Below are 24,906 nucleotides of genomic sequence, written 5' to 3' on the forward strand. Positions count from 1 at the left end.
CTCGGTTTAGCTGGCATAAAGCGCGTCAGCATGGAAGGCGACATGCTCTTCGATGAAGCTGGCGACAAAGAAATAGCTGTGGTCATAGCCGGGCTGCAGGCGCAGGGTGGCCTGCTGGCGGCGTGCGTTTGCGGCTTCGGCCAGAGCTTCGGGCTTCAGCAGGTCAATGAACTGGTCCTGGGTGCCGGTGTCGATCAGCACAGGGCCATTAAAGCCGGTCTCGCGCATCATCAGCGTGGCGTCATGCTTGGCCCAGAGGCTTTGATCATCGCCCAGATAGGCGCTCAGCTGCTTTTTGCCCCAGTCGCTGGCGGTGGGGTTTGAGATTGGCGCAAAGGCCGAGACTGATTTGAACCGGCCCGGCATACCCATCGCCAATGTCAGCGCGCCGTGGCCGCCCATGGAATGGCCGGTGATCGCCTGACGCTCCAGATCAATGGCAAAGTTTTCCCCCAGTAGGGCAGGCAGCTCGTCAGCGATATAGGTCCACATCTGGAAATGCGGGGCCCAGGGCGCTTGGGTGGCGTCGACATAAAAGCCAGCGCCCTGACCCAGATCATAGGCTGCGTCATCTGCAACATCTTCGCCGCGGGGGGAGGTGTCGGGGAAGACAATGGCGATCCCCTGTTCGGCGCACCAGGCCTGTGCGCCCGCTTTGGTCATGGCGTTTTCATGGGTGCATGTCAGGCCCGAGAGATACCACAGAATGGGAACCGGCCCATCCTGTGCTTCGGCGGGGAGGAACAGACCAAAGGTCATATCGCCGCCGGTGCTGCTGCTTTTGTGACGGTAAACGCCTTGGGTGCCGCCAAAACATGTGTTCTCAGAAATCGTTTCCATGAATCGCCTCCTACCTGTTTTGCCCTACCGCTAAAGCGCCAGTGCCGAGGCGTCCAGCATCAGGACGCCATGGAAAGGTGTTTTCGCGCCAATTGATTGCTTTTATCTGAAACTTTGGCGCTAAAACGTGGAAACCCAGGCGATAACGGCGGGCAGTGTGATGATGGATGCAAGGGTGGAAAGGAAAATCGCCGCCGAGACCCGTTGTGGCGCCACCCCATAGTGTTGCGCCAGCATATAGACATTGCCCGCCACCGGCAGCGCAGCGGTGGCAATGGCGATCTGCGCCGGGTAGGCGGCAACCGGGATCAGCCACAGCACACAGGCCGCCACGCAGGCCGGGTGGATCACCAGCTTGCCAAAGCTGAGCCAGGCGGCTACTTCGATCCGTTCGGCGGATTTGATGGCAAGGGACGCGCCAATGGCAAACAAAGCGCCAGGGGTGGCGGCCCCGGCCAGGATTGCCAGAAATTCATTCATCGGGTCGGGGATTGGCAGTTCCAGCGCGGCCCACAGAAGACCCGCGGTGATCGACAGGATCATTGGATTTGTCAGCAGGCCTTTGACCACCAGCCACAGCGTGCCCGGACGCAGGCCCTGACCCCGGCCCAGGTTGATCAGGATGACGATGAGAGAGGAAAACACGATCAGGTCGATGGCAAGGATCAACATGACGGGCGCAACCGACGCCTCGCCAAATAGGACCGCCATCATCGGAAGTCCGAGAAAACCGGTGTTGCCGATCGCAAAACACTGGGCTTCCACCGCTGTCACGGGCCCGCTTTGCCGCCGCCAAAGCGCGACCCCCACCGCCATGAGATAAGCGGCAGTTGTGCCGATCAGATAGGCCCACAAGAGATCGGGGTCAAAGATCTCACCAAAGGTGAGATTGGCCGCAAAGCGGAAGATCATGGCCGACAGGGGGAAGAAAAAGACAAACCGCGTCAGGGCGGCGGTGGCAGCGGGCTGCAGAAAGCCGCTCCGCCCGGCACCGAAACCGAGGCCGATGATTGCGAAAAAGGGGAGGGTTCTGAAGAAGATGTCCAGCATTGTGACAAGTGTTAGCGTGGTGGCGAAAAGGGTTCAAAGGCAGAAGTGGAATTGGTTCGAAAATTTTACCAGTGTTGCGCATTTGATGCCGCAAACCCTCCCGCCCGTCGTCGGATCACTAGTGTGATCCGCTTCCGTTGGGCGTGGCCCTGCACCCTGTCGGGTGCAGGGCGGACGTGCCAGCCATCCAGGGCTGATCTGGACGCAACCGCGCCGCGCGTTGCGCGCGGCGCTTGGCCCAACAGAGGAGGGGCAGTCTGTGACTGTCTCCGGATTTGGCGGGAGCCTCCCGGTGGGGCTTGGTGACGGCGCGCCTGGTTTTTGGCGCATGGCACAAGCTGCAGTACAAGAAAAGTTGAACGCGGGTGTTCCTGCCCTGCTCCATGCCCTAAGTTGAGGCAGCGTCTGACGATGATGGGAGCAGGTATGAGCGCCGAGACGGGGCAGTTGAAACTGGACAAGCCAAGTGCCGCGATTCAGCGGACGGGGCGTAAATTCGACCAGGTGCTGGAGGGCGCGCGCAAGCTCTTTATGTCCAAAGGGTTTGAACGCACCAGCGTGGATGACATTGCCCGTGAAGCCTCGGTGTCCAAGGCCACATTATACAGTTACTTCCCCGACAAACGCCTTTTGTTCAGCGAGGTTGTGCGCACCGAATGCCAGCGCCAGTCGGATCTGGCCGGAGATCCTTTGCCACCGGGCTGCGCGCCTGAAAAGGTCCTGTATTCCATTGCGCGTCAGGTCATGGGCTCCTACACCTCAGAAATCTCGCAACAGATGTTTCGGGTCTGCGTGGCCGAGGCCAAGCAGTTTCCGGAGCTGGGGGAGTTGTTTTATCAAAGCGGGCCAATGGCCATTCGCAACGAGGTCCGCGCCTATTTGGAAACCGCAACGGATGCGGGCCAGCTTCGGGTCGAAGATTATGACACCGCCGCCGACCAATTTGTGGAACTGTGCAAAGCGGACCTTCTGCTGCGGGCGGTGTTTCTGAACGAGCGTGATTTCCCCGAGGCGGATTTCCACCGGGTGGCCGCTGCGGCGGTGGATCTGTTCCTGGCCCGCTTTGGTGTCAGCGACACCTAAGTTAACGCCGCAGGATCAGTGGGTTGTAAACTCGTGGCCGGGGTTCTTGTAGGTATCATGGCAGGCATGACAGCTCTGGATCACGGCGGGTAAACTGCGGCGCAAGCCGGTGAGCGAGCGTGTGTTCAGCTCTTTGACCGCTGTATTTGCCCGTTTGGCGCGTGCTTTGAAGTCATCCCAATTGTGCCAAAGCGCTGCTTTTGCCAGGCTATGCGGGTCCCGGTGCGGGCGGCGGAACCGTTTTGGGATCTGGCTTGTGGTTTTCTCAAGAGATTTGCGTGCAGCACGTGCCTGGCTGCGGTCAAAGGGGCGCCGGGTGGAGGCCATCTCTGACAAAAGGGTGAGCGCGGCTTTCTGGGTGGTCATCAGATCCACCCGCGCCTGCACCTTGGGGTTTGTGACCCCGTGATTGGCGCTCAAACTGCCGCTGAGCGCCATAATCAGAACCGCGGTCGCGGCAAACAGGCTGGGCCAGAGCCGGCGTATTGACCGAATCGCCCAATGAGAACAAATATAGAACATATGCAGATCTGCCCCTGCTGTTGCCAACCATCATTCCAAATCACGCCCGGCCGAAACCGGTCGATTGCGTCTCACTTCACGCCCGCTGCCCATGCCACTACGACCTGAGCCACCACGACCTGAATCACCAGCCCCAGTGTCACCAACTCCTGCGTCACTACCTGCGCGTGCGCCGCACCGCCGGATCCTGTCGCTGTGGTTTCCCCGCTTGGGGGCGGACCGCATCCTGCGCCAGGACCGTGGCGGCATCACCGCGCCCTTGGCGGTGACAGAGGAAGTGTCCAACATGCAGGTTATTTCGTCGTTAAGCGCCGCAGCAGAAAATGCAGGGCTTTTGGTTGGACAAAGCCTGCGTGATGCTCATGCGGTCTGCGCCCATCTGGTGGCCCGCAGCCGCAACCGCCCGGCCGAACAGGCGTTTCTGGCGGCTTTGCAACGTTGGGCCGCACAATTCAGTCCTTGGGTTGCTGCCGAAGGCGAAGATGCGCTGGTGCTGGATCTGACGGGCTGCGCCCATCTTTTTGGCGGGGAGGCGGCGCTGGTGGCGCGGATTGATGCAGAGTGCGCGGCGATGGGGGTCAGTGTGGCCTTGGGGCTGGCGGACACGCGGGGGGCCGCCTGGGCGCTGGCGCGGTTCGTGCAGGGAGAGGTGGGCAGTGACCGTTCTGGCGATGCCATTCAGCAAGAGGCGCGCGCCACCCGGGCCCGTGCTCAGCCCAGCCGCGCTGGCGCGCCACAAAAGGGCAAAGGCCGCCACTGGACACGGGGCGGCACCGCGCCGGATCGGGTGGCCAGCCCGGCGGGACAGGTGCGGATCGCGCCACCGGGCCAGACCTATGGTGCACTGGCCCCTTTGCCGGTGGCGGCGCTGCGCCTTGATCCGGCGATGGTGGCGCAGCTGAACCGGTTGGGGCTGCGCCAGATCGGCGACTTGCTGGGTCAACCACGGGCGGCTTTGGCTCGCCGTTTTGGCCGGGGGCTGGTGCTGCGGCTGGATCAGGCCATGGGCAGCGCCCCCGAACCCATATCGCCTGCGCGCGCGCCGGATCATTTTGCCGTGCGATTGACCCTGCCCGAGCCCATTGGCCTGATGTCGGATCTCTTGGCGGCGTTGGATCGCATGTTGCCGCAGCTTTGCGCCCGGCTTGAGGCGCGGGGCAAGGGGGCACGGGTGCTGCGGCTTGAGGCGCAGCGCACCGATCAGGCGGCTGAGGTTGTGGAGGTGACATTGGCCCGCCCCAGCCGGACACCAGCGCGGATCCGCCCCTTGCTTGCGATGAAGCTAGAGCAGCTGGATGCCGGTTTTGGTATCGACCAGCTGCGGCTGCAGGTGCTGCAGGCCGAGCCGCTGCATGGTCGTCGCCAGGTTGGTCATCTTGAGGCAGGCGCGCGGGCGCGCGCCGCCGATCATCAGCTTGCGGATGTTCTGGGCCGCCTGGGCGCGCGGGTCGGGACCGAAGCGCTGACCCGCTATCATCCGGTGGAAACCCATGTGCCCGAGAAGACGGCACAGCTGCAGGCCGCCGCCTGGTCCGAAGCCGTCGCGCGCTGGCCGCATGTGGCGCGCCCTCGGCCGGTGCTGCTGTGGCCGCCGGAACTGGTGCAGGCTCAGGATGTGCCGGAGTTAGATGCGTGTTTTCGCTGGCGCGGTCGTGACTGGCACTGTCTGCAGCGCGAGGGACCGGAACGGATTGCGCCGGAATGGTGGCTGGATGATCCAAACTGGCGCAGCGGCGTGCGGGATTACTGGCGTGTGGTGACCGAGGACGGGCAGCGCCTGTGGCTCTATTTTGCCCATGGCGCGGCGCTGTCGCGGGGATGGTTCTGCCAGGGCAGCTTTGGCTGAACAGGGGGTATTCGTCCGGGATTGGCGGTGCAAAGCCGCGCATAGGCCCCGTCACAGATCGGCGAGGATTGCGGCGGGGTGCGGAAACACGCTTGATTTGATCGTAAAATCCCCGCAGGCTAAGGGTATGAGCTTTCAGCAACTTGGGCAGACATTGCGCCCCCACAGCCCGCAGGTGGCATTTGACAAGCGGGAGATGCAGATCATCCTGTCGCTTTATGGCCGGATGGTTGCTGCTGGAGAGTGGCGGGACTATGGCATCTCAAACCTGCGTGAACTGGCGGTGTTTTCCGTGTTTCGACGCACGGCTGAGACCCCGCTTTATCGGATCGAGAAACAGCCAAAACTGCGCAATCGCCAAGGACAGTATTCTGTTGTGGGAATGGACGGCCAGATTCTGAAACGAGGTCACGATCTGCGCACGGTGCTGCGGGTTCTCGAACGTAAGCTGATCCGCTCGGTGGACTAATCACTTGGCGGTGAACAGGGGCTATCGTCGTAAACAACATCCCCACCGCGCGGATCCTATCGTAAAGGGGGAGGGTGCCGGGGGCGCGGGTCCAAAGGACCCGCGCCCCCGCCACCCCCGGTCGGATCGCATCAGCGATCCGACATCCCTCATCTCGACGTCAGCTTATCCAGTAGACAGGCGTTTATGCGCGGTGACCGGCCCGTCGCCTTGGGCTGCGATGCGCGTGATGGCGGCGTGAATGTTTTCAAAAGCCACCGCCATGTGAAACACATTGGCGTGCAGCAGTCGATCCGCGTCGGCCATAATGCCCACATGGCCTTTCCAAAACAGCAGATCCCCCCGTTGGTATGACGCACCAGGTTCACAGGGCGCGCCCAGCTCAGCTTCTTGTTGATCGCTGTCGCCTGGACACTCTATTCCACAGGCCAGACAAGCGGCCTGTATGAGGCCGGAACAATCAATCCCCCAACGGCTGTTGCCCCCCCACAGATAAGGCGTACCCAGAAACATCTCGGCCACTGCCACGGGGTCAGAGGTCCGGGCGTCCAAGGGGCGTAGATGCGCATGCGGTACATACCCCCAGGGGGTTTTAGCAAAACGCGCGCCTTGAGCTTCGACGCGGATCTGGCTGCCGAAGCTCAGCGCCATCCGCTCAGGCGATTTGAAATCCGCCTCAGTATAGGCATGGCTTGCGGGCGCGCTGACCCAATGGGTGGCCTCAGCCGGTGTCCCTACCACATCGGTGGTGGCAACATAGCCGACATAACCGTCCTGCGCAGCCTGAACAAAACACCAGCCCGCGTACTGGTCAAAGATCTGCACCGTCGCGCCCAACAACAGTTGCCGGTCGCGCGGGCCGTCGGGGGCGCGACGCAGGTCTGTCACCGGCACCGTGACCTGTCCCAAACGCCCCGCCGTCACAGTGCGACCTTCAGCCTGCGCCGCCAGATGGGCTGCTGCCACCCGGTCATTGATCGGCGTGCGGCGTCGGTCAAAGGGGGGCGCACTCACAGCGACAACATCCCGGGCAGGCTGGCAAATAGCGCGCGCACGCCCTGGGTGACGCCGCCCTTGGCCAGTCCCGGTTTGGCGCTGGGACACCAGCCATAGATGTCGAAATGCATGTAACGTGCATTGCCCGCAAAGCGGCGCAGGAACAGGGCTGCGGTAATCGACCCGGCAAAACCGCCTGATGGCGCATTGTCCAGATCTGCAATCTGCGGCTCGATCATCGCCTCATAAGGCGTGTGAAACGGCATCTGCCAGACCGGGTCGGCGTGGTGCTGTGCGGCCTCAGCCAGTGCAGCGGCATCCTGCGCGTGATCGGTGTAAAAGGGCGCAAGATCCGGTCCCACGGCCACCCGCGCCGCGCCGGTCAGCGTCGCCATAGAGATCATCAGGTCCGGCTCCTCTTCCTGACCCAGCGCAAGCGCATCGGCCAGAACCAGCCGCCCTTCGGCATCGGTATTGTTGATCTCGACCGTCTGACCATTGCGCGCTGTCAGCACATCGCCGGGACGGAAGGCATTGCCTGCCACCGCATTTTCCACCGCCGGGATCAGCACCCGCAATTGCACCGGCAGGTTCGACGCCAAGATCAGCTGCGCCAGCCCCAGAACATTGGCGGCCCCGCCCATGTCCTTTTTCATCAGCCCCATGCTGCCGCCGGGTTTGAGGTTCAGACCGCCCGTGTCAAAACAGACCCCTTTGCCCACCAGCGTCAGCTTGGGACCGGTGTCGCCCTTGCGCAGCTCGATCAACCGTGGTGCCTGTGCGGCGGCGCGTCCAACCGCGTGGATCATCGGGAAGTTCTGTGCCAGCAGATCCGCGCCCGAGATGACCGAGATCTGCGCGCCCTGCGCCGTGGCAAGGTCCCGCGCCGCTGCCTCAAGGGCATCGGGCCCCATATCGGCGGCGGGCGTGTTGATCAGATCGCGGGTCAGGCGCTCGGCGGCAGCCAGCCGTTCCACCAAAGCTGCATCGACCCCTTCGGGTGCAACAAGGCGTGCGGCATGGCCCGCGGCGGCTTTGTAGCGATCAAACGCATATCCAGTCAGCAACCAGCCCAGCGTTTCTGTCGCCGCCACCGCCTCTGGCAGCCCTTCGACAATCTTGTAGGTGCCTGCGGGCAGCTTCAACGCGCCAGCAGCCAAGGGAAACCGTACCCGTGCCCGTTTGGCCGCTGTGCCATATCCGACCACAGCCAAACCAGGCGTTCCAGTGTCATTGGGGATCATCAACGCATCACCAAGGGCGCCAACAAATCCGTTGGCGTCCACCCAGGTCTGCACCGCATCAGGCTGCGATGCGTGCCAATTGGAAAAATCGTCCTGATGAACAACACAAAGAGGGATTGCAGATGCGCGTTCCTCAGCAAAAGCGAGTGTCATAAAGGGCTCCGGTCTGGGTCAATTTAGGTCCCGCCAGAGTAACCCGACCGTTTCATGCTGCAAACCTTTTACTCAGAAAATCAACCAAGTGGCGAACAAACATGCCAAATCATCAAAGGATTAGACGGATAAATCATGCTGGTCCCAAATCGCGGTCAGCGAGCGTTCGCCAACACGGATCAAACGGAACAGAACCGCCGCAATTGCAGGCTGATCCTCGGCGTCGATGGCCAAGGTCACATCGCGTGCGATGTTTGCCATGGCGGTCATGCCGATCTGATCTGCGATCGCAATCAAGGAACGCGAACTTTTTCTTAAGTTTGACATATCATTGTGCCGCCACAGGCGTTCACAATGGGTCAACCGCACGGCGAGCTCTTCGATCGCGCGGCAAACCACATCTTCGGCTCCGCGTTCACCGAGCTCGTTATAAAGGTCCGACAGTTTGTCAGGATCCAGGCGCACGGTTTCTGTGTGCACAACAGTGAGAATATTAGCCACCACTTTCACCCCAAAAATTTTTGTGCCCCCACGGCACACAGGCCAATTTGCGCCCGAACAGTTTTCAAAAGGTTTCTACGGGGGTTCGAAATATCTCGAATTTGCTAACAAATCAGGGTATCACGCTCGCTAGGCGTCAACTCAGGGACCGTAAACATGCAATTTGCCAAACCTCTCCCGAGCTATCTGGTCACGCGTTACCATGGTTGGAAAGCGACCACATATGATGAAAACCAAGGCTGGTATCGCCGCCTGGCAACCGAGGGGCAGCGCCCCCGTGCGATGGTGATTTCCTGCTGTGACAGCCGGGTACATGTCACGTCGATTTTTGGCGCCGATCAGGGTGAGTTCTTTATCCACCGCAATATTGCCAATCTGGTGCCGCCTTTTGCGCCCGATGGGGACCACCATGGCACCTCGGCTGCGGTGGAATATGCGGTGACCGCGCTGAAGGTGTCGCATTTGATCGTGCTGGGCCATTCCCAATGTGGCGGAGTACAGGGCTGTATCGACATGTGCAAAGGCAAAGCCCCGCATCTGGAAGAGAAAACCAGCTTTGTTGGCCGCTGGATGGATATCTTGAAACCCAAGTTCGCTGGGGTTGCGGATATTGATGATGAAGTCGAACAAGCCCGCCAGTTCGAGCGTCAGGCGGTTGTGGCGTCACTGGAGAACCTGATGACCTTCCCCTTTATCGACGATGCGGTCAAAGCCGGCCAGCTGAGCCTGCATGGGCTGTGGACGGATATCGGTGAGGGCGGGCTGGAAGCCTATGATCCCAAATCCGGTGGTTTTGCGCCCGTTTAACCGGTGTGACCGCAGGGTTAGGGCGGTCTGAATGACCTCAACCCAAATGGCGCGCGGCCTCGGCATAGCCACCGGCCGCGCCATCCACAAAATGGATGTGATCATCCGTAAAACTTGACGGAACAATGCAGGTCATCACGGCGGATGCCTGTTCATGATAACCAAATCGGATAATACCATCGGCCTGCGCCTGATTGAGGCGCGTCAACAGCTGGTCGCGAATCTCGGGGCTGCAATCCAGCGTCATCTTGAGCCCATCGTCAAACTTTCGAAAATCCGCATTGCGGGACAGAATGCGCCGGTAATGCACCGGGTCAAACCCCCCCGGTTTAAGGCCAAGCGCAAAAACACCCCAGACCAGCATATTGACCGCAATCAATTGTGCGGTGGCCCAAAGGGTCGGCTTGCCCTGGCGTGTCAACCGTGCCTCGTTGCGGAAACCGCGGGCTGGCAGGGCTAGGTCCGGGCCGTCTTCTGGCACCGGGTGGCCGTGGCGGTCCAATTTGGCTGCCAAAGACAGAACCTCATCGGCAATGGCAGCAAATTCGCGGTGCTGTGTGTGATCCTGCGGCAGCACCAATAGTGACAGGATGGTGCCGTTTTTGGATTGAATATTGTTCCAGCGACACGACAGACCGGTCAGATCAGGGGGCACGGCGTTGCTGGCCGGAGGGACTTCGAATCCGCCAAGCTTCATCTGCTGTTCAGCCCAGGCCAGACCACCGCCGTTGAACATGGCGTAATCGGCTTCGGGGCCCACAGCATAGCGGGCAACGGTGACATCATAGCCTTCGTCGCGGATCCATTTCACGGGAATCAGGGCCGCCCGTAATGAAATCGCAAACTCCCGGTCGACCCAGGCCCGCAGGCGCGCCAAAGTCTCCCGCGCCTGATGCTCAAATTCGCGCGGCACCGCAAAGGAAGCGCCGTCACCTGCAAAAACATAGGGAAACGCACGGTGGGACAGCGCGTTCAGCATGGCCGTGATCACCGCGGCGGCAATCATATTCACAGTGCGATATTTCCCCTGTGCAATAAGGCCACGGCTGTCGACAATATCGGTACAACAAATCAGCCAGTTTTCCGGCAAAGGCTTAAAACAGCTGGGCCGCGCCAGTTGATCAAAGTCATCCACGCGGGACAAATTCTCATAAAAGTGGCTGGTCGTTTGCGCCATGGAAACTGGGAACCTATGTCAAACCGATAGAAACAGACTTAGCGTGCCTTTGCTGTATGGCCAATGGGGCAGGGACGCCGATTGTCCCAGAAAGAATCGCCCTTGGTTGCGGCCCAATCAGCCCTTTGGGGGATATTGCCATAATGTTTGGTACGATTCCCGGAAAACGATACAATATTGTGTTACATTGCCGACTGCGGATGGGCTGCCGCTCTTTAATTGTCCGGGCATTCCTTTTAAGACAGCAGCGCTGGTCATGGGACCACATACATCTGGAGAAACAAAATGGGTTATCGCGTCGTTGTCGTTGGCGCCACTGGGAACGTGGGCCGCGAAATGCTGAACATTCTGGCAGAGCGCCAGTTTCCGGTCGAAGAAATTGCAGTTCTGGCGAGCCGCAAATCCTTGGGCACTGAGGTTACATTTGGCGAAACGACCCTGAAGACCCAGGATCTGGATACTTTTGATTTTGCCGGTTGGGACATGGCGCTGTTCGCCGTGGGCTCTGCCGCGACCAAGGATTACGCGCCCAAAGCGGCTGCGGCGGGCTGTGTGGTGATCGATAACTCGTCTCTGTACCGTTATGATCCTCAGATCCCGTTGATCGTTCCGGAAGTGAACCCGCAGGCGGTGCACGACTATAAGAACAAGAACATCATCGCCAACCCGAACTGTTCGACCGCGCAGATGGTTGTGGCGCTAAAGCCGCTGCATGACCGCGCCAAGATCAAACGCGTCGTGGTTTCGACCTATCAATCTGTGTCGGGGTCGGGCAAGGCCGCCATGGAAGAGCTGTGGGACCAGACCAAAGCGGTCTATAACCCCACCTCGGATGTGCCGCCGAAGGTCTACCCCAAGGAAATCGCGTTCAACGTGATCCCGCATATCGATGTGTTCCTGGATGATGGCTCCACCAAGGAAGAGTGGAAGATGGTTGCCGAGACCAAGAAGATCATCGACACCTCGATCAAGGTCACTGCGACCTGTGTGCGGGTGCCGGTCTTTGTGGGCCATTCCGAGGCGGTGAACATCGAGTTTGAAGATTTCCTGGACGAAGATGAAGCGCGCGACATCCTGCGCGAGGCACCGGGCATCATGGTGATCGACAAGCGCGAAGACGGTGGCTATGTCACCCCCAAAGAATGCGTTGGCGACTTTGCCACGTTCATCAGTCGCCTGCGTCAGGACCCAACCGTTGAAAACGGCCTGAACCTGTGGTGCGTCAGCGACAATCTGCGCAAAGGGGCGGCGCTGAATGCGGTACAGATCGCAGAACTGCTGGGCCGCGAGGTCCTGAAGAAGGGCTGATCTGGCGAGAAAAGCCAGGAACACACAACCAAAAGGATAGAGGGCGCTTCGGAAGAGGTGCCCTCTCGTCTTTTGCGGGAATGGGCGGGGTCCGGGATATCTGTCAAATTTGACTCATCTTCAATCTTTGACACATGGGAGATCGGTCATGTTTATCTGTAAATCGTTCACTAACACGCGGAATGAAGAGCAGTTGAATATGGCTCAGTCGCCCTGGGCCAGCGCCAGTGTGGGACGGCGGCTGGACAGTGAATTGGCAAGTCAGTTGCGCATTTTACTGCGGCCAGAGTTTGAAGCGGCACAAAGTTGGAGCGATTTGTGTCTGGCCCTAAAAGCAAAGGGTTTCAGTCTCCGGGTAGAGCAGGGCCGACTGCGATTGGTGGACAGTTTGAGCCGCGTTGATATCTGCTCTACCGGGTATCTGGGCTTTCCGATTGGGCAATTGGAACACGTTTTTGGCGTGAGGTTGCAGGAAGCCAATTGGGAGATCTGTGCGGTGGGATGACAGATCTTGGGGTTAAGGACGCGCTCCCGCCCGGTTTCATCGGGGCAAAGCCCCCATAAACCCCGTTGGGCAAAGCAGCCCGCCCCAAAAGGGCGGGCTGCTGTTGCGTTTTGTGGTGAAGGTCAGGACCGGCGCAACCGTCCCACCACTCCGGAGGGGAAGAAATAGACGCTGAGGACAAAGAGCACGCCAAGCCATAACAGCCAGCGATCGGCGCTGAGGAATTGCGGCAGGATCGGTATGTCCTGCATCAAGGTGGCCGCCGCCCCCATCAGGTTCCGCAGGTAGTTTTGGGCCAGCACAAAGACGGCAGCCCCCACAATCGCACCATAAAGCGTGCCCATGCCACCGATGACCACCATCAAGAGCACGTTGATCATGATCTCCATCGAGAGGGTGGTTTCCGGCCCCACATAGCGCAGCCAGATGGCATAAAGCGCCCCGGCACAGGCGGCGGTTATGGCCGAGATGCAGGAGGCGGCAACGCGGTATTGGATCACCGGATATCCGATGGCCTCGGCACGGAACTCATTTTCCCGGATGGCTTTGAGCACCCGGCCAAAGGGCGAGTTAACCAGTCGCAACAGCCCCAGAAACAGCAACACCGCGCTGAAGAATACCAGGTAATAGGCGAGGAGCTTGCCGTTCAGCCGCACGCCAAACAGGCGCCCATCCAGGGTTTCGGTCCCAAATTTGAACGCAGGCCCCAGAACGCGTGGCAGTTTGAAGGTCAAACCGTCCTCCCCCCCGGTGATCGACGACAGCTGGCTGAACAACACCGCCACAGCCGAAGCCACCGCCAGGGTGATCATCGCAAAGAAGATCGCCCGCACGCGCAGGGAAAACAGGCCGATGACAATGGCCACACAGGCTGCCGTCAGCGCGCCGCCTGCCGCGCCCAGGCCCATGGCCCAGAAACTGCGGTCCAGATGGATCAGGCCAAAGGCGACGCCATAGGCGCCAAAGCCAAAGAACATCGTATGGGCAAAGCTCACGATGCCGGTAAAGCCGATCAGGAGATCATAGCTGGCGACCAGCACGATAAAGATGCAGATCCGCGCAGCGGTATCCACCGTGCGCACGCCGGGAAACAAAAAGGGGGCCAAGGCCAGACAGAGCACAATCCCCAGCAACACAAGGGTTAGAACGCGGGAGCGGGGCAGATCATCAGACAGAAGCGCGCGGATCATTTTGCTTTTACCACCGGGATCATGCCCATCGGGCGCCAAATGAGGATCGCTACCATCAGACCGATATTGGACAACAGCGCGAATTTCGGAGCCAGAAAGCCCACATAGTTCTGCATCAGCCCCACCATCAGCGCGCCGAGGAAACAGCCTTCGACCGAGCCAAGACCGCCGATGATCACCACGATAAAGACCAGCACCATTGCCTGATTGCCCATATGGGCGGTGATCACCTCTTGGTACATGCCCCAAATGGCTCCGCCAAATCCAGCCAGCGCGCTGCCTGCGATAAAGACGCCGATAAACACCAGCCGCAGCCGGTAGCCCAGGGCCATCACCATCTCGCGGTCCTCAACTCCGGCGCGCACAATCAGGCCGATCTTGGTCTGGCGCAGGATCCAGCGCATCATCGCAAACATGCCCAGCCCCAGGGACACCACCAACAGGCGGAACTTTTCGATTGTGGCACCAAACAAATCGGCCGAACCTTTGAGCATTTCAGGTCGGGTGAAATAGATCTCTTCTGGGCCCCAGAACACGATGATCAGCTGTTCGGCAATAATCAGCCCGCCCATGGTCACAAGGATCTGGTTCAGGTGGCTGCCATAGACCGGGCGCACCACCAGACGTTCAAACCCCCAGCCCGCGATGGAACAGACCGCCATGGCAGCGGCAATCGACAGCAGCACCGCCGCGATGTTGAGCCACAGCGTCGGGCTTTCGGAGAACACACCAAGCTCCAGCAGCACGGTGACGCCCACAAATGCCCCCAATGAGATAAAGGCGCCATGGCCAAAGTTGATCACATCCATCAGACCAAAGACCAGCGTCAGGCCGGTGGCCATGATAAAATACATCATGCCCATCGCCAGCCCCGACAATGTCAGCGTCAGCCAGCTGGACGGGATGCCGATCGCCAGATAGCCGACGCAGATCAACAGCACCACAAGGGCCAGCGGCGTATAAGGCGCAATCTGTTCCGAGGAGGTGGGGCGGACAATCGTAGGGGTAGGTTCCGGCGCTGCGGTCATAAAAATGGCCCTTTGGGTCAGGAAGGAGGAGGGACGTTACGATCCGGCAAGGCTCAATCCCATCAGTTTCTGCTGCAGTTCAGCGTTTTCAGACAGGCGGGACATGGCGCCAGACCAGACGATGCGGCCGTCATCCATGACATCGCTGTAATCCCCCAGAGCTTGGGCCACGGCAAAGTTCTGTTCGACCAACAAGATCGCAGCCCCCTGCCGTTTCAGATCATTCAGCGCCCGCGCCATTGTGGTGACAATCGCCGGAGCCAACCCTTTGGTGGGTTCGTCAATCAGGTAAAGCTTGCGTTCTTCGATCATGGCACGGGCGATGGACAGCATCTGTTTTTGCCCGCCGGACAAGGTGCCGGCTGCGGAACGCCAGAACGTCTTGAGCGCGGGAAAAACGCCAAAGATCCAATCCAGTCGGGCGCTGTCGATCGGCCCCTGAATGGCGGCCAGGCGCATGTTCTCTTCCACCGTGAGATCCGAGAAAATGCCCATATGTTCGGGCACATAACCAATGCCTGCGCGGGCAATCTCGGCGGTGGGCATTTTGGTGATATCGACCCCGTCAAAGAAGATCCGCCCCTCGTGGCATCGCCAATGGCCCATGATTGAACGCAGGGTGGTGGTCTTGCCTGCGCCGTTGCGACCCAACAACATGGTGACGGTATTGGCGGGCACGTTCAAATCGACGCCGCGCAGTATGTGATACTGCCCGATGTCCGTTGAGACGCCGACCAGTTCCAGAATGGGTTCAGAGCTCATTCAATGCCCCTTCCAATCCGCGGCCAATATAGGCCTCTTGCACGATATCGGATTCCATCACCTCAGCCGGGGCGCCATCTGCCGCCAGACAGCCGTTGTTCAAGACAATAATGCGATCGGCCAGCGCGCGGATGACGTCCATCTTGTGCTCAACGAGCAAAATTGTCCGGTCGCGCCGCTGTTTCAGTGCCGCAATCAGATCCAGCACAACGGGGGCTTCATCCATGCTCATGCCCGCTGTTGGCTCATCAAACATATAGACCAGCGGATCCAGGGTCATCAGCATCGCGACCTCCAGCTTGCGCTGATCCCCATGCGACAGTTCCGAGATCTTCTGGAAACGTTGATCTTTCAGCTGAACCTGCTCCAACGCCTGTTCTGCTGCCTCGATCAGTGTGCGATGGCGGCTGGCCATGGACCAAATGCAGGCTCTGCGTTTTGATTTTGATTGCGCCACCAGCCGCAGGTTTTCCATAACGGACAGGTTGGGAAACAGGTTGGTCAGCTGAAATGCCCGGCCAATCCCAGCCCGCGCCCGCGCGGCAACCGGCATCCGGCTGATGTCACGACCGCCCAGAAACACTCGCCCTGTGCTGGCATTGACCTGGCCGGAGATCAAATCGAAATAGGTCGTCTTGCCCGCGCCGTTTGGACCGATGATGGCGGTCAAGGCTCCGGCGGCAAAGGCGCAGCTGACGCCGTCCACAGCAACATGTCCGCCAAAGCGGGCCGTCAGATCCTGCGTGCGCAACAAGGTGGATGACATGGGGTTCATATCTCCAAAGCTTAGATCAGGGACACCGGCAAATTGAAAAATCGCCCATAAAAAATACGGGCCCAAAGGTGTGGGATCTTTGGGCCCGTACCAATGCGCAAATTATTGGTTGCGCACCGGGACAGGAAGCTCGTCGATGGCAAGCTCTCGGACCAATGTGGGAACGGCCCATTCAACGTCGTCTTGGACGTCCAGCTTAAAGTGATACATCGACTGCATGGCTTGGTGATCTTGGGCGCGGAACTTCATTATGCCCTTTGGACTTTGCCACTCCATACCTTTCATTGACTCAATCAGGTCTTCGCTGTCGGTGGAGCCAGCTTTTCTGATTGCTTCAACGGCAGCAATTCCGGCGGCCATGCCTCCTGCCGTAAAGAAATCCGGAGGGCCGTCAAAACGTTCGAAATGCGTTTCAACCAACCAGTCATTCACCGGATTATCGGGTAATTCGTAGTAATAGTAGGTGCCGCCTTCCATGCCTTTGAAATCGCGGAACCCTTTCAGCGCGGCGAGGATGTTGCCGACGCCTGCAAATTCAATGCCAAAGCGTTGAGGGTTCATCGCTTTGATCTTGGCCCAGGGGTTGCCGCTGCCGGCCCACAGGATGAACAGCCGTTTCTCCCCCTCCAGACCTTTCATAGCGTTGAAAATCCGTTCTGCGGCGGCGGTGAAATCCGCTGTATCCGTGGGAACAAATTCTTCATGGACAATGCTGTGTCCCTGATTGGCCAGGGCTTCCCGAAACGCGGAAATCCCGTCGCGGCCAAAGGCATAGTCCTGCGCCAGGGTTGCGATATGCACATTCTCCCCGGCCAGGGCGACAGCGCTGGCCACCGCATCCTGCGAGGAATTGCGGGAGGTGCGAAACACATATCGGTTCCAGTTGGACCCGGTGATGGAATCCGCCACCGCAGGTTCGACAATCAGGATCTTTTCATATTCCTCGGCCACCGGCAGCATCGCCAGGGCCACACCAGAGCTGACCGGGCCAATGGCAAGGTCAACCTCGTCATCGCCATAGGCCTCTTCCAGCAGGGCGCGACCGTTTTCTGGTTTTAACTGCGTGTCTTTCTCAATCACAACAATCGGCTGGCCCAGAACCTCCATGGTGCCGCCGGTTGCATATTCCAGGCCCAGCATCAGCCCGTCATGCGATTGTTTTGCATAGGCTTCAAACGGACCTGTTTTTCCGTAGATATGCGCAATTTTGATCTCAGCAGAGACCTGTGTTGAGAGCGCAAATACGCCAAACACGCCAGCCAGAATAGAATTCTTCAAGTCGTCCTCCCCCTATGACGATCCCTCACCTGAGGGTTGAATGTTATAACTATCCTACAATTTATGCTAAGGCTGGTGAGAAATAACGGTCAATTCCGCGCAAATACGTAGTCATGCACGGTTTAGTGGGACAGGAGGCATCAACCGCAGCTTGATTGGATGGCTTTGTGTAAGGTATTGTAAAATTAGAAATAAACGGACCTGCTTCTGATTTTTCACTATGCTTCCGGATGAGCGCTGTCTTTGAACAGGATCCGCAATTGGTTTGCCTTTGGGCTGCAACAGAGCGATAATTAACCATGCCGCATCGTTTGCCACGTACATCCCGCTCTTTGCCCATCGCTCTTTTACGCGCCCGCGAACATGTCATGGGGCCGGTGCGCCTGTTGCTCAGCGAAAGCGGCGTGACAGAGCAGCAATGGCGGGTGTTGCGGGTGGTCGAAGAGAATGGCGCCATTGATCCAACACAGATTGCAGAACATTCCTGCCTTCTGCTGCCCAGCCTCACCCGCATTCTGCAAAAGCTTGAAGAAAAAGGCTTTATCGCCCGGGCCCGCGATACCCAAGATCGCAGACGTCAGTTGATTTCCGTCACGGACGAAGGGCGCGCATTGATCGCCGCAAATATTGATGCAGCTCTCGAACTGACAGAAGACACGCGGTCCAAGCTGGGGGCAGAACGTTATGACCTGCTGCTGGATCTGCTGAACGAACTGTATTTGGAAAACGAGGATCCGGAGAAAGGCTGAGCCCTTGCTCACTCTGGCAGGCGCAAGAAGATCTGAATATCCGCCACATTGGTGCCCGTACCGCCGGTGATGACCAAGGATTTTGCCACCGACAGCGCGGTGTAGCTGTCATTGTTGTCCAGCAACGCTTGTGGGTCATATCCCACTTTGGCGATCGCGGCCCAGGTCTGACCGTTTACAATACCCCCGGCCGCATCGGTTGGACCGTCGCGCCCATCGGTACCTGCGGACAGAAATAGCCAATTGCCGGACAACAGATCCGCCCCCACTTGGGCCACCCTCAGGGCCAGTTCCTGATTGCGCCCACCCCGGCCAGAGCCGGTGATCTGAACCGTGGTTTCTCCACCCCACAACAGCGCCACGGGCTGGCGGCTTGGCGCGGATTGGGCGGCCTGGATCACCTGACGCGCCGCATCGCGCACATCGCCAACCAACCCGTATGAGACCACCTGCGTTTGCCAGTTGTCCTTTTGGGCGGCCGCGGCCACCGCATCCAGGCTGAGCCGGTTTGACCCGATCAGCGTATTTTTGGCGCTGGGGCGCCTGCGGCTGCCCGTGGGTTGGGACAGGTGGTCGCGCACGGATTGGGGCACCGCCTCCCACAGATCCGACTGCTCCAGCATCTCACGCGCGGCGGCCCGGTCGGCAATGGCCGCCACAGTGGGTCCCGACGCAATGGCGCGCAGATCATCGCCGATCACATCCGACAACATAAACGCATAAACTGGCGCAGGCGCGGCCTGACGCAACAGGCCGCCGCCTTTCAGGTCCGACAATTGCTGACGCACCAGATTCATATGGTTGATGTCCATCCCTGCTCCCAGCAACAGCTGGTTGACCTGCGCCTTGTCCGCCAGGCTGATGCCCGCGCTGGGCGCCACGGCCAGCGCCGACCCACCGCCCGAGATCAAGGCGATCACCCGGTCCTGTGCCCCGGCGCGGCCCACAAAATCCAGGATCGCTTGACCGGCGTCGGCGCTGCTTTGATCCGGCACGGGATGGCTGCCGATCAAAACGCGCGCGCCTTCAACCTCTTTGGCGTTTTCACTGTTGGTAACGACCAGCGCCTCGTAGTCTTCGGTCACATGGGCCAGCGCTTCACGCATCATGGGAACGGCCGCCTTGCCCAAGGCGACCAAAAGATACCGCCCCCCGTCGGGCAACACAGGCAAGGGTTCCAGCATCAGCTGCTGGCGCAGGGCGCGCGCAGGATCGGCCCGGTCAACACCCGCCTGAAACAGCCGCAATGCGATTTCCTGAACGTCTTTCATCTGCGCCTCTTATGCGTTGTCCACGCCCGTTGCACGGGGCTGCCCGGCCGCATGCCGCAATGCCCGGCGCGGCCCGTCGTTGGTGATCATGTCATAGGATAACGTGTGATCTTGGTTCTGCAGTCTATGCTGCAGCATCGCCCGTGTCAGTCGTAAAACTTCGCTTTGGTAATCAGGATCTTGGGCTAGGTTCACCATTTCACCGTCTTGCGCATGATCAAACAGCAACGGCGGCAGGTCCGCCGCAAACTGCACCAGCGTGAACCGGGCATCGCGCAGGATGGTCAGGCAGGAATTGGCAGGCGTGGTTCCCAGCGCCGCCTGATGGGGCGTCGGTGTGATCGGATCGGCAAAGTCCAGTTCAGACACGGAAAACGTGCGCCAATCCGCGGGTGCCTCCCCATGGAGCAGAGGCAGCAGGGACCGGCCATCCACGGAATTGGGCACCTCTTGTCCAACCCAGTCCAGGATGGTGGGCATCAGGTCGATGGATTCGGTGATCGCTGACACGGATGTGCCGACCTGTGCTGCGGCCTCGGGCATGCGGATCATCAGCGGCGTGTGATACGCCGCGTCAAAGACGGAATGTTTGCCCCAGGCATGGCGGTCCCCCAGCATTTCGCCGTGATCTGCGCTGATGATCACCAGCGTGTCGTCATATTCGCCCGAGGTTTTCAGATAGTCGATCACCCGGCCAATGTGATGGTCCACCTCAGACGCCAGCCCCAAATAGACAGCGCGCAGGGTCTGAATGTTCTCATCCGTTGGTTCCAGATCGTCAAAACCTTCGACGAAACTGGCGGCTGTGGCACCGGGGGCGGCAAAGAATGGATGCAGCGCGGCCTCATCCTCAGGCCGTGGCAGGCGTTGGGGCAGAGGCAGCGTGTCAGGGTCATACATCCGGTTATAGGGCGCAGGCGCGACCAGCGGCGGATGCGGGCGAATATAGGTCAGATGCGCAAACCAACTTTGACCGTGGTAGCCGGGCATCAGATCCAGAAACCGATCTGTCAAAAAGGCGGTGTCGCTGTCCTTGGCCGCATAGATCGCGGGATCGTTGAGCTTTGGGGCTGCGCCGTCTGGGGCAACTGGGCGATACAGGTCCCAATAGCGGTCAAAGTGATAGCCCTCTTTGCGCAGATGCGCCCGCCAGGGAAAAGATTCCTCAAGCCGCATCTCCAGCATCTCGTGGAAATCCGCCATGTGGTATTCATAGCTTTGCACCCGTGGATCCTTGGGGTGGTGAACGCGCGGATCGTTAGAGGTGTCGGTATAGCCAAAGAGCATCGGCAAATACCCGGCCTTGCGCATTTCCGAGGCAACCGTGGGCGTGTCGTGGCGCAGCGGCGTGCCATTGCGCACCGCGCGGTGGTTCATCGCATATTGCCCCGTCAGGATCGAGGCCCGCGACGGCCCGCAGGGGTTCACCACCGTAAAGTTCCGCGTGAAACTGACCGCCTCTTGTTGAAACGCGCGCAGGTTTGGCAGGTCGACATGTTTGGCCATGGCCCCAAAGACGGCATCGGCCCGCAATTGGTCGATCAGGACAAGCAGCACATTGCGAGGACGGGACATATCGACTCCGAAGTTGGGGTTTGTCCTCAGCTATGCATGTTTTTGAGATCAGGTGAACCTGTTGTTTTCCAAAAGGATAGGGGTTTGGGCTTTGGGCTGAAACCCTGCCGACCCCTCAGACAAATCTGATCTCGCCTCCGGTCCAATCCTGCCCCGCGGGCAGGGCGTTGGTGATCACCAGATCCAGCGCATCAAAGCCGCAGACCCGGTGGCTGGCCTGGCCCTTCCATTTGCTGACATCCGCCAACAACAAGGTCTGGCGAGAGGCCGCGCGGATCGTATTGCTGACGTCGGCGTCGAATTGTTTGTAATCCAGAACCCCGTGATCGGGATCCAAAGCGCCGCAGCTGATGATGCCAAAATCCGCAACAAACCGGCGATAGCCCTCCAATGTGCCAGGCCCCACCAGATCGCGGTCCTCGGACCGCAGCTGGCCGCCAACCACATGGATGTCGGAATGTTCCACCCCATGCATCAAACTGGCCACTTCCAGATTGTTGGTCACCAGGGTGATGTCCGGGGTCTGGATCAAGGCTTCGGCGGTGTATTGCACGGTGGTGCCGATCCCCAGCAAAACCGTAGACCCCGGCGGGATCATCGCGGCGGCCGCGGCGGCAATGGCGCGTTTGGGTTCTTCGTTCAGGATGGAGCGTGCGCGAAAGTTCAGGTTCACCGGGTTGGCAGGTGGCGCCACACCGCCATGCACACGCCGCGCAAGCCCCTGATCACATAGCGCATTGATGTCACGGCGGATGGTCTGCGTTGCAACCCCGTATTGCTCGGCCAGATCATTGATCGACTGCTGATCCGAGACGCGCAAGCGTTCAACAATCTCGCGTTGCCTGTCGTTTAACTCACTCATACCGTGTTTTCTAAGCCAATGCAGATCGCGGGGCTAGATCGAAGGGGTGATCCAATCCGGTACAATACCGCTTTTCTCAATGAAGGGGGTGATATCCAGACCGGCAAACAGCCCGTGGTCTGTCACCAGAACGCTGGACCAGCCACGCGATTGCGCCCCCAGAATGTCTGTGTGAAGCGTATCGCCAACCATTGCGATACGGTCTTTTGGGATGCCGTCCAGCCGCCGCTCCACCTCATCATAGACCGAAGGGAAAGGTTTGCCGTGGAAGTCGGCGGCAAATCCCAGCTTGTCCTGCAGCTCTTGGGCATAGTAGCCGGGCTCCAGCGACAGGCCGGTCTCCCGTGGGGCCACCAGATCCGGATTGGCCACCACAATGGGGCGCGGCTCTTGCACCAGGCTGGCCGAGAGCATCGCCTGACGATGCGGCGTCCAATCCGCGCTCGACAGCAACAGGAAGCCCGCAACCTTGGCGTAATCAGCGGCATCATCGCCCAGCTGGATGGCTTTGACCGCCAGTTCCTGTGGGTGAAAGCCCAGCGGTGCCATAACGCCCCAGGTGCGCCCTTTGGGCAGGTGATCTTCGCAGACCTCCCGGCTTGAAACGATCTCATCCGCGGTAAAGTCAAATCCCAGCTTCTGGAATTTTTCCAATGTCTGCGGGCGGGTAAAGCTGGCCGCATTGGTCAGCACCTGCACCCGTTTGCCAGCGGCACGCAGGGCCGCAATGCGCATGCTGGCGCCGGGAATGGGCCGGTCGCCCACGTTCAAAACCCCATAGGCATCAAAGACAAAAGCATCAAACTGATCCGTCAACGCCCCCAGATCGGCAATCCGGCTGCCGTGTCCCTGGGGCGTACCCGCAGGATGCCCGCCGGGCAGACGGGGGCGGATCGCCTCGTATCGGTCAAAGGCCTGATCTGGGGTCATTGCGGAACACATGGCTCAATCCACCTTGTCACGCAGGGCCACGGCTGTGGCGGGCGCGTCGGTTACAATGCCATCAACACCGCGCGCCAATTCCGATTGGATGGTCGCGTCACCGTTCACGGTCCAGGTCATCACTGTCATCTCCAAGGACTGCGCCAGCGCCAGCGCCTCGGGTGTCAGATCCTTGTAAAAAGGGCTCCAATTGCGGGCACCACGTTCGGCAAGCTGCGGCAGCATGACGTCCGGATCATGGGACAGCCCATCCAGCCAGGGCGACCCGTCATAAAGCGAGCCATCGGGGTAAGACGCCCGGCTGCAGCTGAGATGCGACCGCGCCCAGTCGGGGGCCAGTTTGGCCGCCGCACGCAAGATTTGCCAGTTGAAGGCATGAACCGCGCTTTGTGCCATCAGATCATGACGTGACACGACCTCGGCCGCTGCCGCAACAAAAGCCTCGGGCGCAATTTCGCTGTCTGGCGTGTGTTTCAACTCAACCAGGACCCGCACAGGGCGCGGGGCTTTGGCGACCATGGACAACACGTCGTCCAATGTGGGCACCGGGGTGAACCCCTGGGCCTGCTGATTGAGATGCTTTTCCGCATGCGGGCCACCGGGACGGCATGCGCCCACGTCAAACCCCTGCAGTTCAGACAGAGAAAGCGATGCAATCTCTGGTCCAACCTCGTCCAGCCACTGGCCATCCGGCCCTTTGGTGGTGTCCGGCAAAAGACGGGGATTGTGGGTGACCACTGGGATGCCGTCGCGGGTCAAGAAGACATCCAGCTCAATCCCGTCTGCTCCTGCCGCGATGGCAGAGGTAAATCCTGCCATCGTGTTTTCAGGAAGGGTTGCGGGTGTGCCGCGGTGGCCAAAGATCAGAGGTTTGTTCATAACACCATCAATTCAAACGCCGACCTGTGGCGCTTTCAAAGATATGAAGATGTTCTGCATCGCTGCCAAGGGTCAAGACCGTGCCAGCCTCGGGCGCGTGAATCCCGGTCAGACGCAGCGCCAACGGGTTTTCAACGCCTTTTTGATAGCCATGGATCACCGTGTCCGCGCCCAGCTGTTCGACAAAATCAACGGTCAGGTTGAATTGCGCGCTGGTCGCGTCGGCTGCATGCAGGTGCTCTGGTCGCACGCCCACATCCACCTTGGTGCCGGGGGCGGTTTCCAATGCAATCGGCAAAGGCAGGGCGGTGCCATCGGCCAAAGTCACGCTGGCCTGATCTTCGCCCAAAGCGCCATGGACAATGTTCATGGCCGGGCTTCCGATGAAATCCGCGACAAACCGCGATGCGGGGCGCAGATACAGATCCATGGGCGTGCCAATCTGTTCCACCTGGCCTGCGCTCATGATGATGATGCGGTCCGCCAGGCTCATGGCTTCCACCTGATCGTGGGTCACATAGACAAAGGTTGCGCCCAGACGTTTGTGCAGCGCTTTCAGCTCGGCCCGCAGCTGGGTGCGCAGCTTGGCATCCAGGTTCGAGAGCGGCTCGTCAAACAGGAAGACCTTGGGATGGCGCACAATCGCGCGCCCCATGGCCACACGCTGGCGTTGACCGCCGGACAGCTGACCGGGCTTGCGTTCCAGATAGTCTTCCAGCCGCAGGGTGCGCGCCGCCTCTTCGATGCGGGAGGCGATCTCAGCCTTGTTCATGCGCTGGTTTTTCAACCCATAGGCCATGTTCTGGCGCACGCTCATATGCGGATACAAAGCATAGTTCTGGAACACCATCGCAATATCGCGCCGCGCCGGGTCCACGTCGTTTACAACCGCATTGTCGATCAGGATCTCGCCATCGGTGACATCTTCAAGGCCTGCAATCATCCGCAGCAGGGTGGATTTCCCGCAGCCCGAGGGGCCAACCAGCACGATGAACTCACCATCGCGGATCTGGAAATCGGCGCCATGCACGGCTTTGTAGCCATTGGGATACGTCTTGCGAACAGTGTCGAGGGTGACATTTGCCATGACTGTT

Annotated in this window: 25 protein-coding genes; 7 read left to right on the forward strand and 18 right to left on the reverse strand. The window is 59.7% G+C overall.

Annotation, left to right across the window (positions count from 1 at the left end; genetic code table 11):
• Positions 1 to 6: 6 nt before the first annotated feature.
• Positions 7 to 840, reverse strand: a complete 834-nt coding sequence (gene fghA / locus GFB49_RS09020; protein ID WP_153215525.1) for an S-formylglutathione hydrolase — start codon at positions 838 to 840, stop codon at positions 7 to 9.
• A gap of 120 nt (positions 841 to 960) precedes the next feature.
• Positions 961 to 1,890, reverse strand: a complete 930-nt coding sequence (locus tag GFB49_RS09025) for an AEC family transporter (RefSeq protein WP_153215526.1) — start codon at positions 1,888 to 1,890, stop codon at positions 961 to 963.
• A 426-nt stretch (positions 1,891 to 2,316) separates the two neighbouring features.
• Between GFB49_RS09025 and GFB49_RS09030 the strand changes: the two genes are divergently transcribed.
• Positions 2,317 to 2,973: a TetR/AcrR family transcriptional regulator gene (locus GFB49_RS09030; protein ID WP_153215527.1), complete on the forward strand. Its 657-nt coding sequence runs from the start codon at positions 2,317 to 2,319 to the stop codon at positions 2,971 to 2,973.
• 15 nt (positions 2,974 to 2,988) lie between these two features.
• Here the strand turns inward: GFB49_RS09030 and GFB49_RS09035 are convergent, their stop codons facing one another.
• A complete protein-coding gene (locus GFB49_RS09035; protein ID WP_246149654.1) occupies positions 2,989 to 3,411 on the reverse strand; it encodes a c-type cytochrome in 423 nt (140 codons plus the stop codon).
• Between the two features lie 220 nt (positions 3,412 to 3,631).
• Here GFB49_RS09035 and GFB49_RS09040 point away from each other — a divergent pair, with 220 nt between their 5' ends.
• Positions 3,632 to 5,341, forward strand: coding sequence for a Y-family DNA polymerase (locus GFB49_RS09040; RefSeq protein ID WP_343032526.1), 1,710 nt, complete (start codon positions 3,632 to 3,634; stop codon positions 5,339 to 5,341).
• Positions 5,342 to 5,468: 127 nt separating this feature from the next.
• Positions 5,469 to 5,810: a DUF2794 domain-containing protein gene (locus GFB49_RS09045; protein WP_153215530.1), complete on the forward strand. Its 342-nt coding sequence runs from the start codon at positions 5,469 to 5,471 to the stop codon at positions 5,808 to 5,810.
• A gap of 165 nt (positions 5,811 to 5,975) precedes the next feature.
• Here the strand turns inward: GFB49_RS09045 and GFB49_RS09050 are convergent, their stop codons facing one another.
• The 3 genes from GFB49_RS09050 to GFB49_RS09060 all read right to left on the reverse strand — a co-directional run bounded on the left by GFB49_RS09050 (position 5,976) and on the right by GFB49_RS09060 (position 8,704).
• Positions 5,976 to 6,824, reverse strand: coding sequence for a C40 family peptidase (locus tag GFB49_RS09050; protein ID WP_343032527.1), 849 nt, complete (start codon positions 6,822 to 6,824; stop codon positions 5,976 to 5,978).
• On the reverse strand, positions 6,821 to 8,203 hold the full coding sequence (locus GFB49_RS09055; protein ID WP_153215531.1) for a leucyl aminopeptidase family protein: 1,383 nt from the start codon (positions 8,201 to 8,203) through the stop codon (positions 6,821 to 6,823). The genes GFB49_RS09050 and GFB49_RS09055 overlap by 4 nt, the downstream gene beginning before the upstream one ends.
• A gap of 120 nt (positions 8,204 to 8,323) precedes the next feature.
• Positions 8,324 to 8,704, reverse strand: coding sequence for a hypothetical protein (locus GFB49_RS09060; RefSeq protein ID WP_343032528.1), 381 nt, complete (start codon positions 8,702 to 8,704; stop codon positions 8,324 to 8,326).
• 156 nt (positions 8,705 to 8,860) lie between these two features.
• On the opposite strand from GFB49_RS09060, the gene GFB49_RS09065 reads away from it, so the two are divergent.
• A complete protein-coding gene (locus GFB49_RS09065) occupies positions 8,861 to 9,511 on the forward strand; it encodes a carbonic anhydrase (RefSeq protein ID WP_153215532.1) in 651 nt (216 codons plus the stop codon).
• A gap of 37 nt (positions 9,512 to 9,548) precedes the next feature.
• Here GFB49_RS09065 and GFB49_RS09070 read toward each other — a convergent pair whose 3' ends face one another.
• Positions 9,549 to 10,688: a DUF3095 domain-containing protein gene (locus GFB49_RS09070; RefSeq protein WP_153215533.1), complete on the reverse strand. Its 1,140-nt coding sequence runs from the start codon at positions 10,686 to 10,688 to the stop codon at positions 9,549 to 9,551.
• Between the two features lie 285 nt (positions 10,689 to 10,973).
• Between GFB49_RS09070 and GFB49_RS09075 the strand changes: the two genes are divergently transcribed.
• Both GFB49_RS09075 and GFB49_RS09080 read left to right on the forward strand, forming a co-directional pair.
• Positions 10,974 to 11,996 carry an aspartate-semialdehyde dehydrogenase gene (locus tag GFB49_RS09075; protein WP_153215534.1) on the forward strand — a complete coding sequence of 341 codons (1,023 nt, stop codon included), beginning with the start codon at positions 10,974 to 10,976 and terminating at the stop codon, positions 11,994 to 11,996.
• 148 nt (positions 11,997 to 12,144) lie between these two features.
• Positions 12,145 to 12,501 (forward strand): hypothetical protein, encoded by a 357-nt coding sequence (locus tag GFB49_RS09080; RefSeq protein ID WP_194269299.1) that lies wholly within the window; start codon positions 12,145 to 12,147, stop codon positions 12,499 to 12,501.
• Between the two features lie 122 nt (positions 12,502 to 12,623).
• Here GFB49_RS09080 and GFB49_RS09085 read toward each other — a convergent pair whose 3' ends face one another.
• The 5 genes from GFB49_RS09085 to GFB49_RS09105 all read right to left on the reverse strand — a co-directional run bounded on the left by GFB49_RS09085 (position 12,624) and on the right by GFB49_RS09105 (position 17,534).
• Positions 12,624 to 13,691, reverse strand: coding sequence for a branched-chain amino acid ABC transporter permease (locus tag GFB49_RS09085; RefSeq protein ID WP_153215535.1), 1,068 nt, complete (start codon positions 13,689 to 13,691; stop codon positions 12,624 to 12,626).
• Positions 13,688 to 14,719 carry a branched-chain amino acid ABC transporter permease gene (locus GFB49_RS09090; RefSeq protein WP_153215536.1) on the reverse strand — a complete coding sequence of 344 codons (1,032 nt, stop codon included), beginning with the start codon at positions 14,717 to 14,719 and terminating at the stop codon, positions 13,688 to 13,690. The genes GFB49_RS09085 and GFB49_RS09090 overlap by 4 nt, the downstream gene beginning before the upstream one ends.
• Positions 14,720 to 14,755: 36 nt before the next feature.
• Positions 14,756 to 15,481 carry an ABC transporter ATP-binding protein gene (locus tag GFB49_RS09095; RefSeq protein ID WP_153215537.1) on the reverse strand — a complete coding sequence of 242 codons (726 nt, stop codon included), beginning with the start codon at positions 15,479 to 15,481 and terminating at the stop codon, positions 14,756 to 14,758.
• Entirely contained in the window at positions 15,471 to 16,247 is a 777-nt protein-coding gene (locus tag GFB49_RS09100; protein ID WP_153215538.1) for an ABC transporter ATP-binding protein, read from the reverse strand. The genes GFB49_RS09095 and GFB49_RS09100 overlap by 11 nt, the downstream gene beginning before the upstream one ends.
• 111 nt (positions 16,248 to 16,358) lie before the next feature.
• On the reverse strand, positions 16,359 to 17,534 hold the full coding sequence (locus GFB49_RS09105; protein WP_153215539.1) for a substrate-binding domain-containing protein: 1,176 nt from the start codon (positions 17,532 to 17,534) through the stop codon (positions 16,359 to 16,361).
• A gap of 299 nt (positions 17,535 to 17,833) precedes the next feature.
• On the opposite strand from GFB49_RS09105, the gene hpaR reads away from it, so the two are divergent.
• Positions 17,834 to 18,283 carry a homoprotocatechuate degradation operon regulator HpaR gene (gene hpaR / locus GFB49_RS09110; RefSeq protein WP_153215540.1) on the forward strand — a complete coding sequence of 150 codons (450 nt, stop codon included), beginning with the start codon at positions 17,834 to 17,836 and terminating at the stop codon, positions 18,281 to 18,283.
• An 8-nt stretch (positions 18,284 to 18,291) separates the two neighbouring features.
• Here hpaR and GFB49_RS09115 read toward each other — a convergent pair whose 3' ends face one another.
• From GFB49_RS09115 to GFB49_RS09140, 6 genes are all read right to left on the reverse strand, one after another.
• Complete coding sequence (locus GFB49_RS09115; RefSeq protein ID WP_153215541.1) at positions 18,292 to 19,554, reverse strand: glycerate kinase type-2 family protein; 1,263 nt, start codon at positions 19,552 to 19,554, stop codon at positions 18,292 to 18,294.
• Positions 19,555 to 19,563: 9 nt separating this feature from the next.
• Positions 19,564 to 21,129, reverse strand: a complete 1,566-nt coding sequence (locus tag GFB49_RS09120) for a sulfatase-like hydrolase/transferase (protein WP_153215542.1) — start codon at positions 21,127 to 21,129, stop codon at positions 19,564 to 19,566.
• A gap of 115 nt (positions 21,130 to 21,244) precedes the next feature.
• Positions 21,245 to 21,991, reverse strand: coding sequence for a DeoR/GlpR family DNA-binding transcription regulator (locus tag GFB49_RS09125; protein ID WP_153215543.1), 747 nt, complete (start codon positions 21,989 to 21,991; stop codon positions 21,245 to 21,247).
• Between the two features lie 33 nt (positions 21,992 to 22,024).
• The gene (locus tag GFB49_RS09130) at positions 22,025 to 22,921 is read right to left on the reverse strand and encodes an HAD-IIA family hydrolase (protein ID WP_246149655.1); all 897 of its coding nucleotides are present in this window, start codon (positions 22,919 to 22,921) and stop codon (positions 22,025 to 22,027) included.
• 15 nt (positions 22,922 to 22,936) lie between these two features.
• Positions 22,937 to 23,812 (reverse strand): glycerophosphodiester phosphodiesterase family protein, encoded by an 876-nt coding sequence (locus tag GFB49_RS09135; protein ID WP_153215545.1) that lies wholly within the window; start codon positions 23,810 to 23,812, stop codon positions 22,937 to 22,939.
• Between the two features lie 7 nt (positions 23,813 to 23,819).
• Positions 23,820 to 24,899 carry a sn-glycerol-3-phosphate import ATP-binding protein UgpC gene (locus GFB49_RS09140; RefSeq protein ID WP_153215546.1) on the reverse strand — a complete coding sequence of 360 codons (1,080 nt, stop codon included), beginning with the start codon at positions 24,897 to 24,899 and terminating at the stop codon, positions 23,820 to 23,822.
• Between the last annotated feature and the right edge of the window lie 7 nt (positions 24,900 to 24,906).

This window comes from Tritonibacter litoralis, from assembly GCF_009496005.1.
GTDB classification, from domain to species: domain Bacteria; phylum Pseudomonadota; class Alphaproteobacteria; order Rhodobacterales; family Rhodobacteraceae; genus Epibacterium; species Epibacterium litoralis.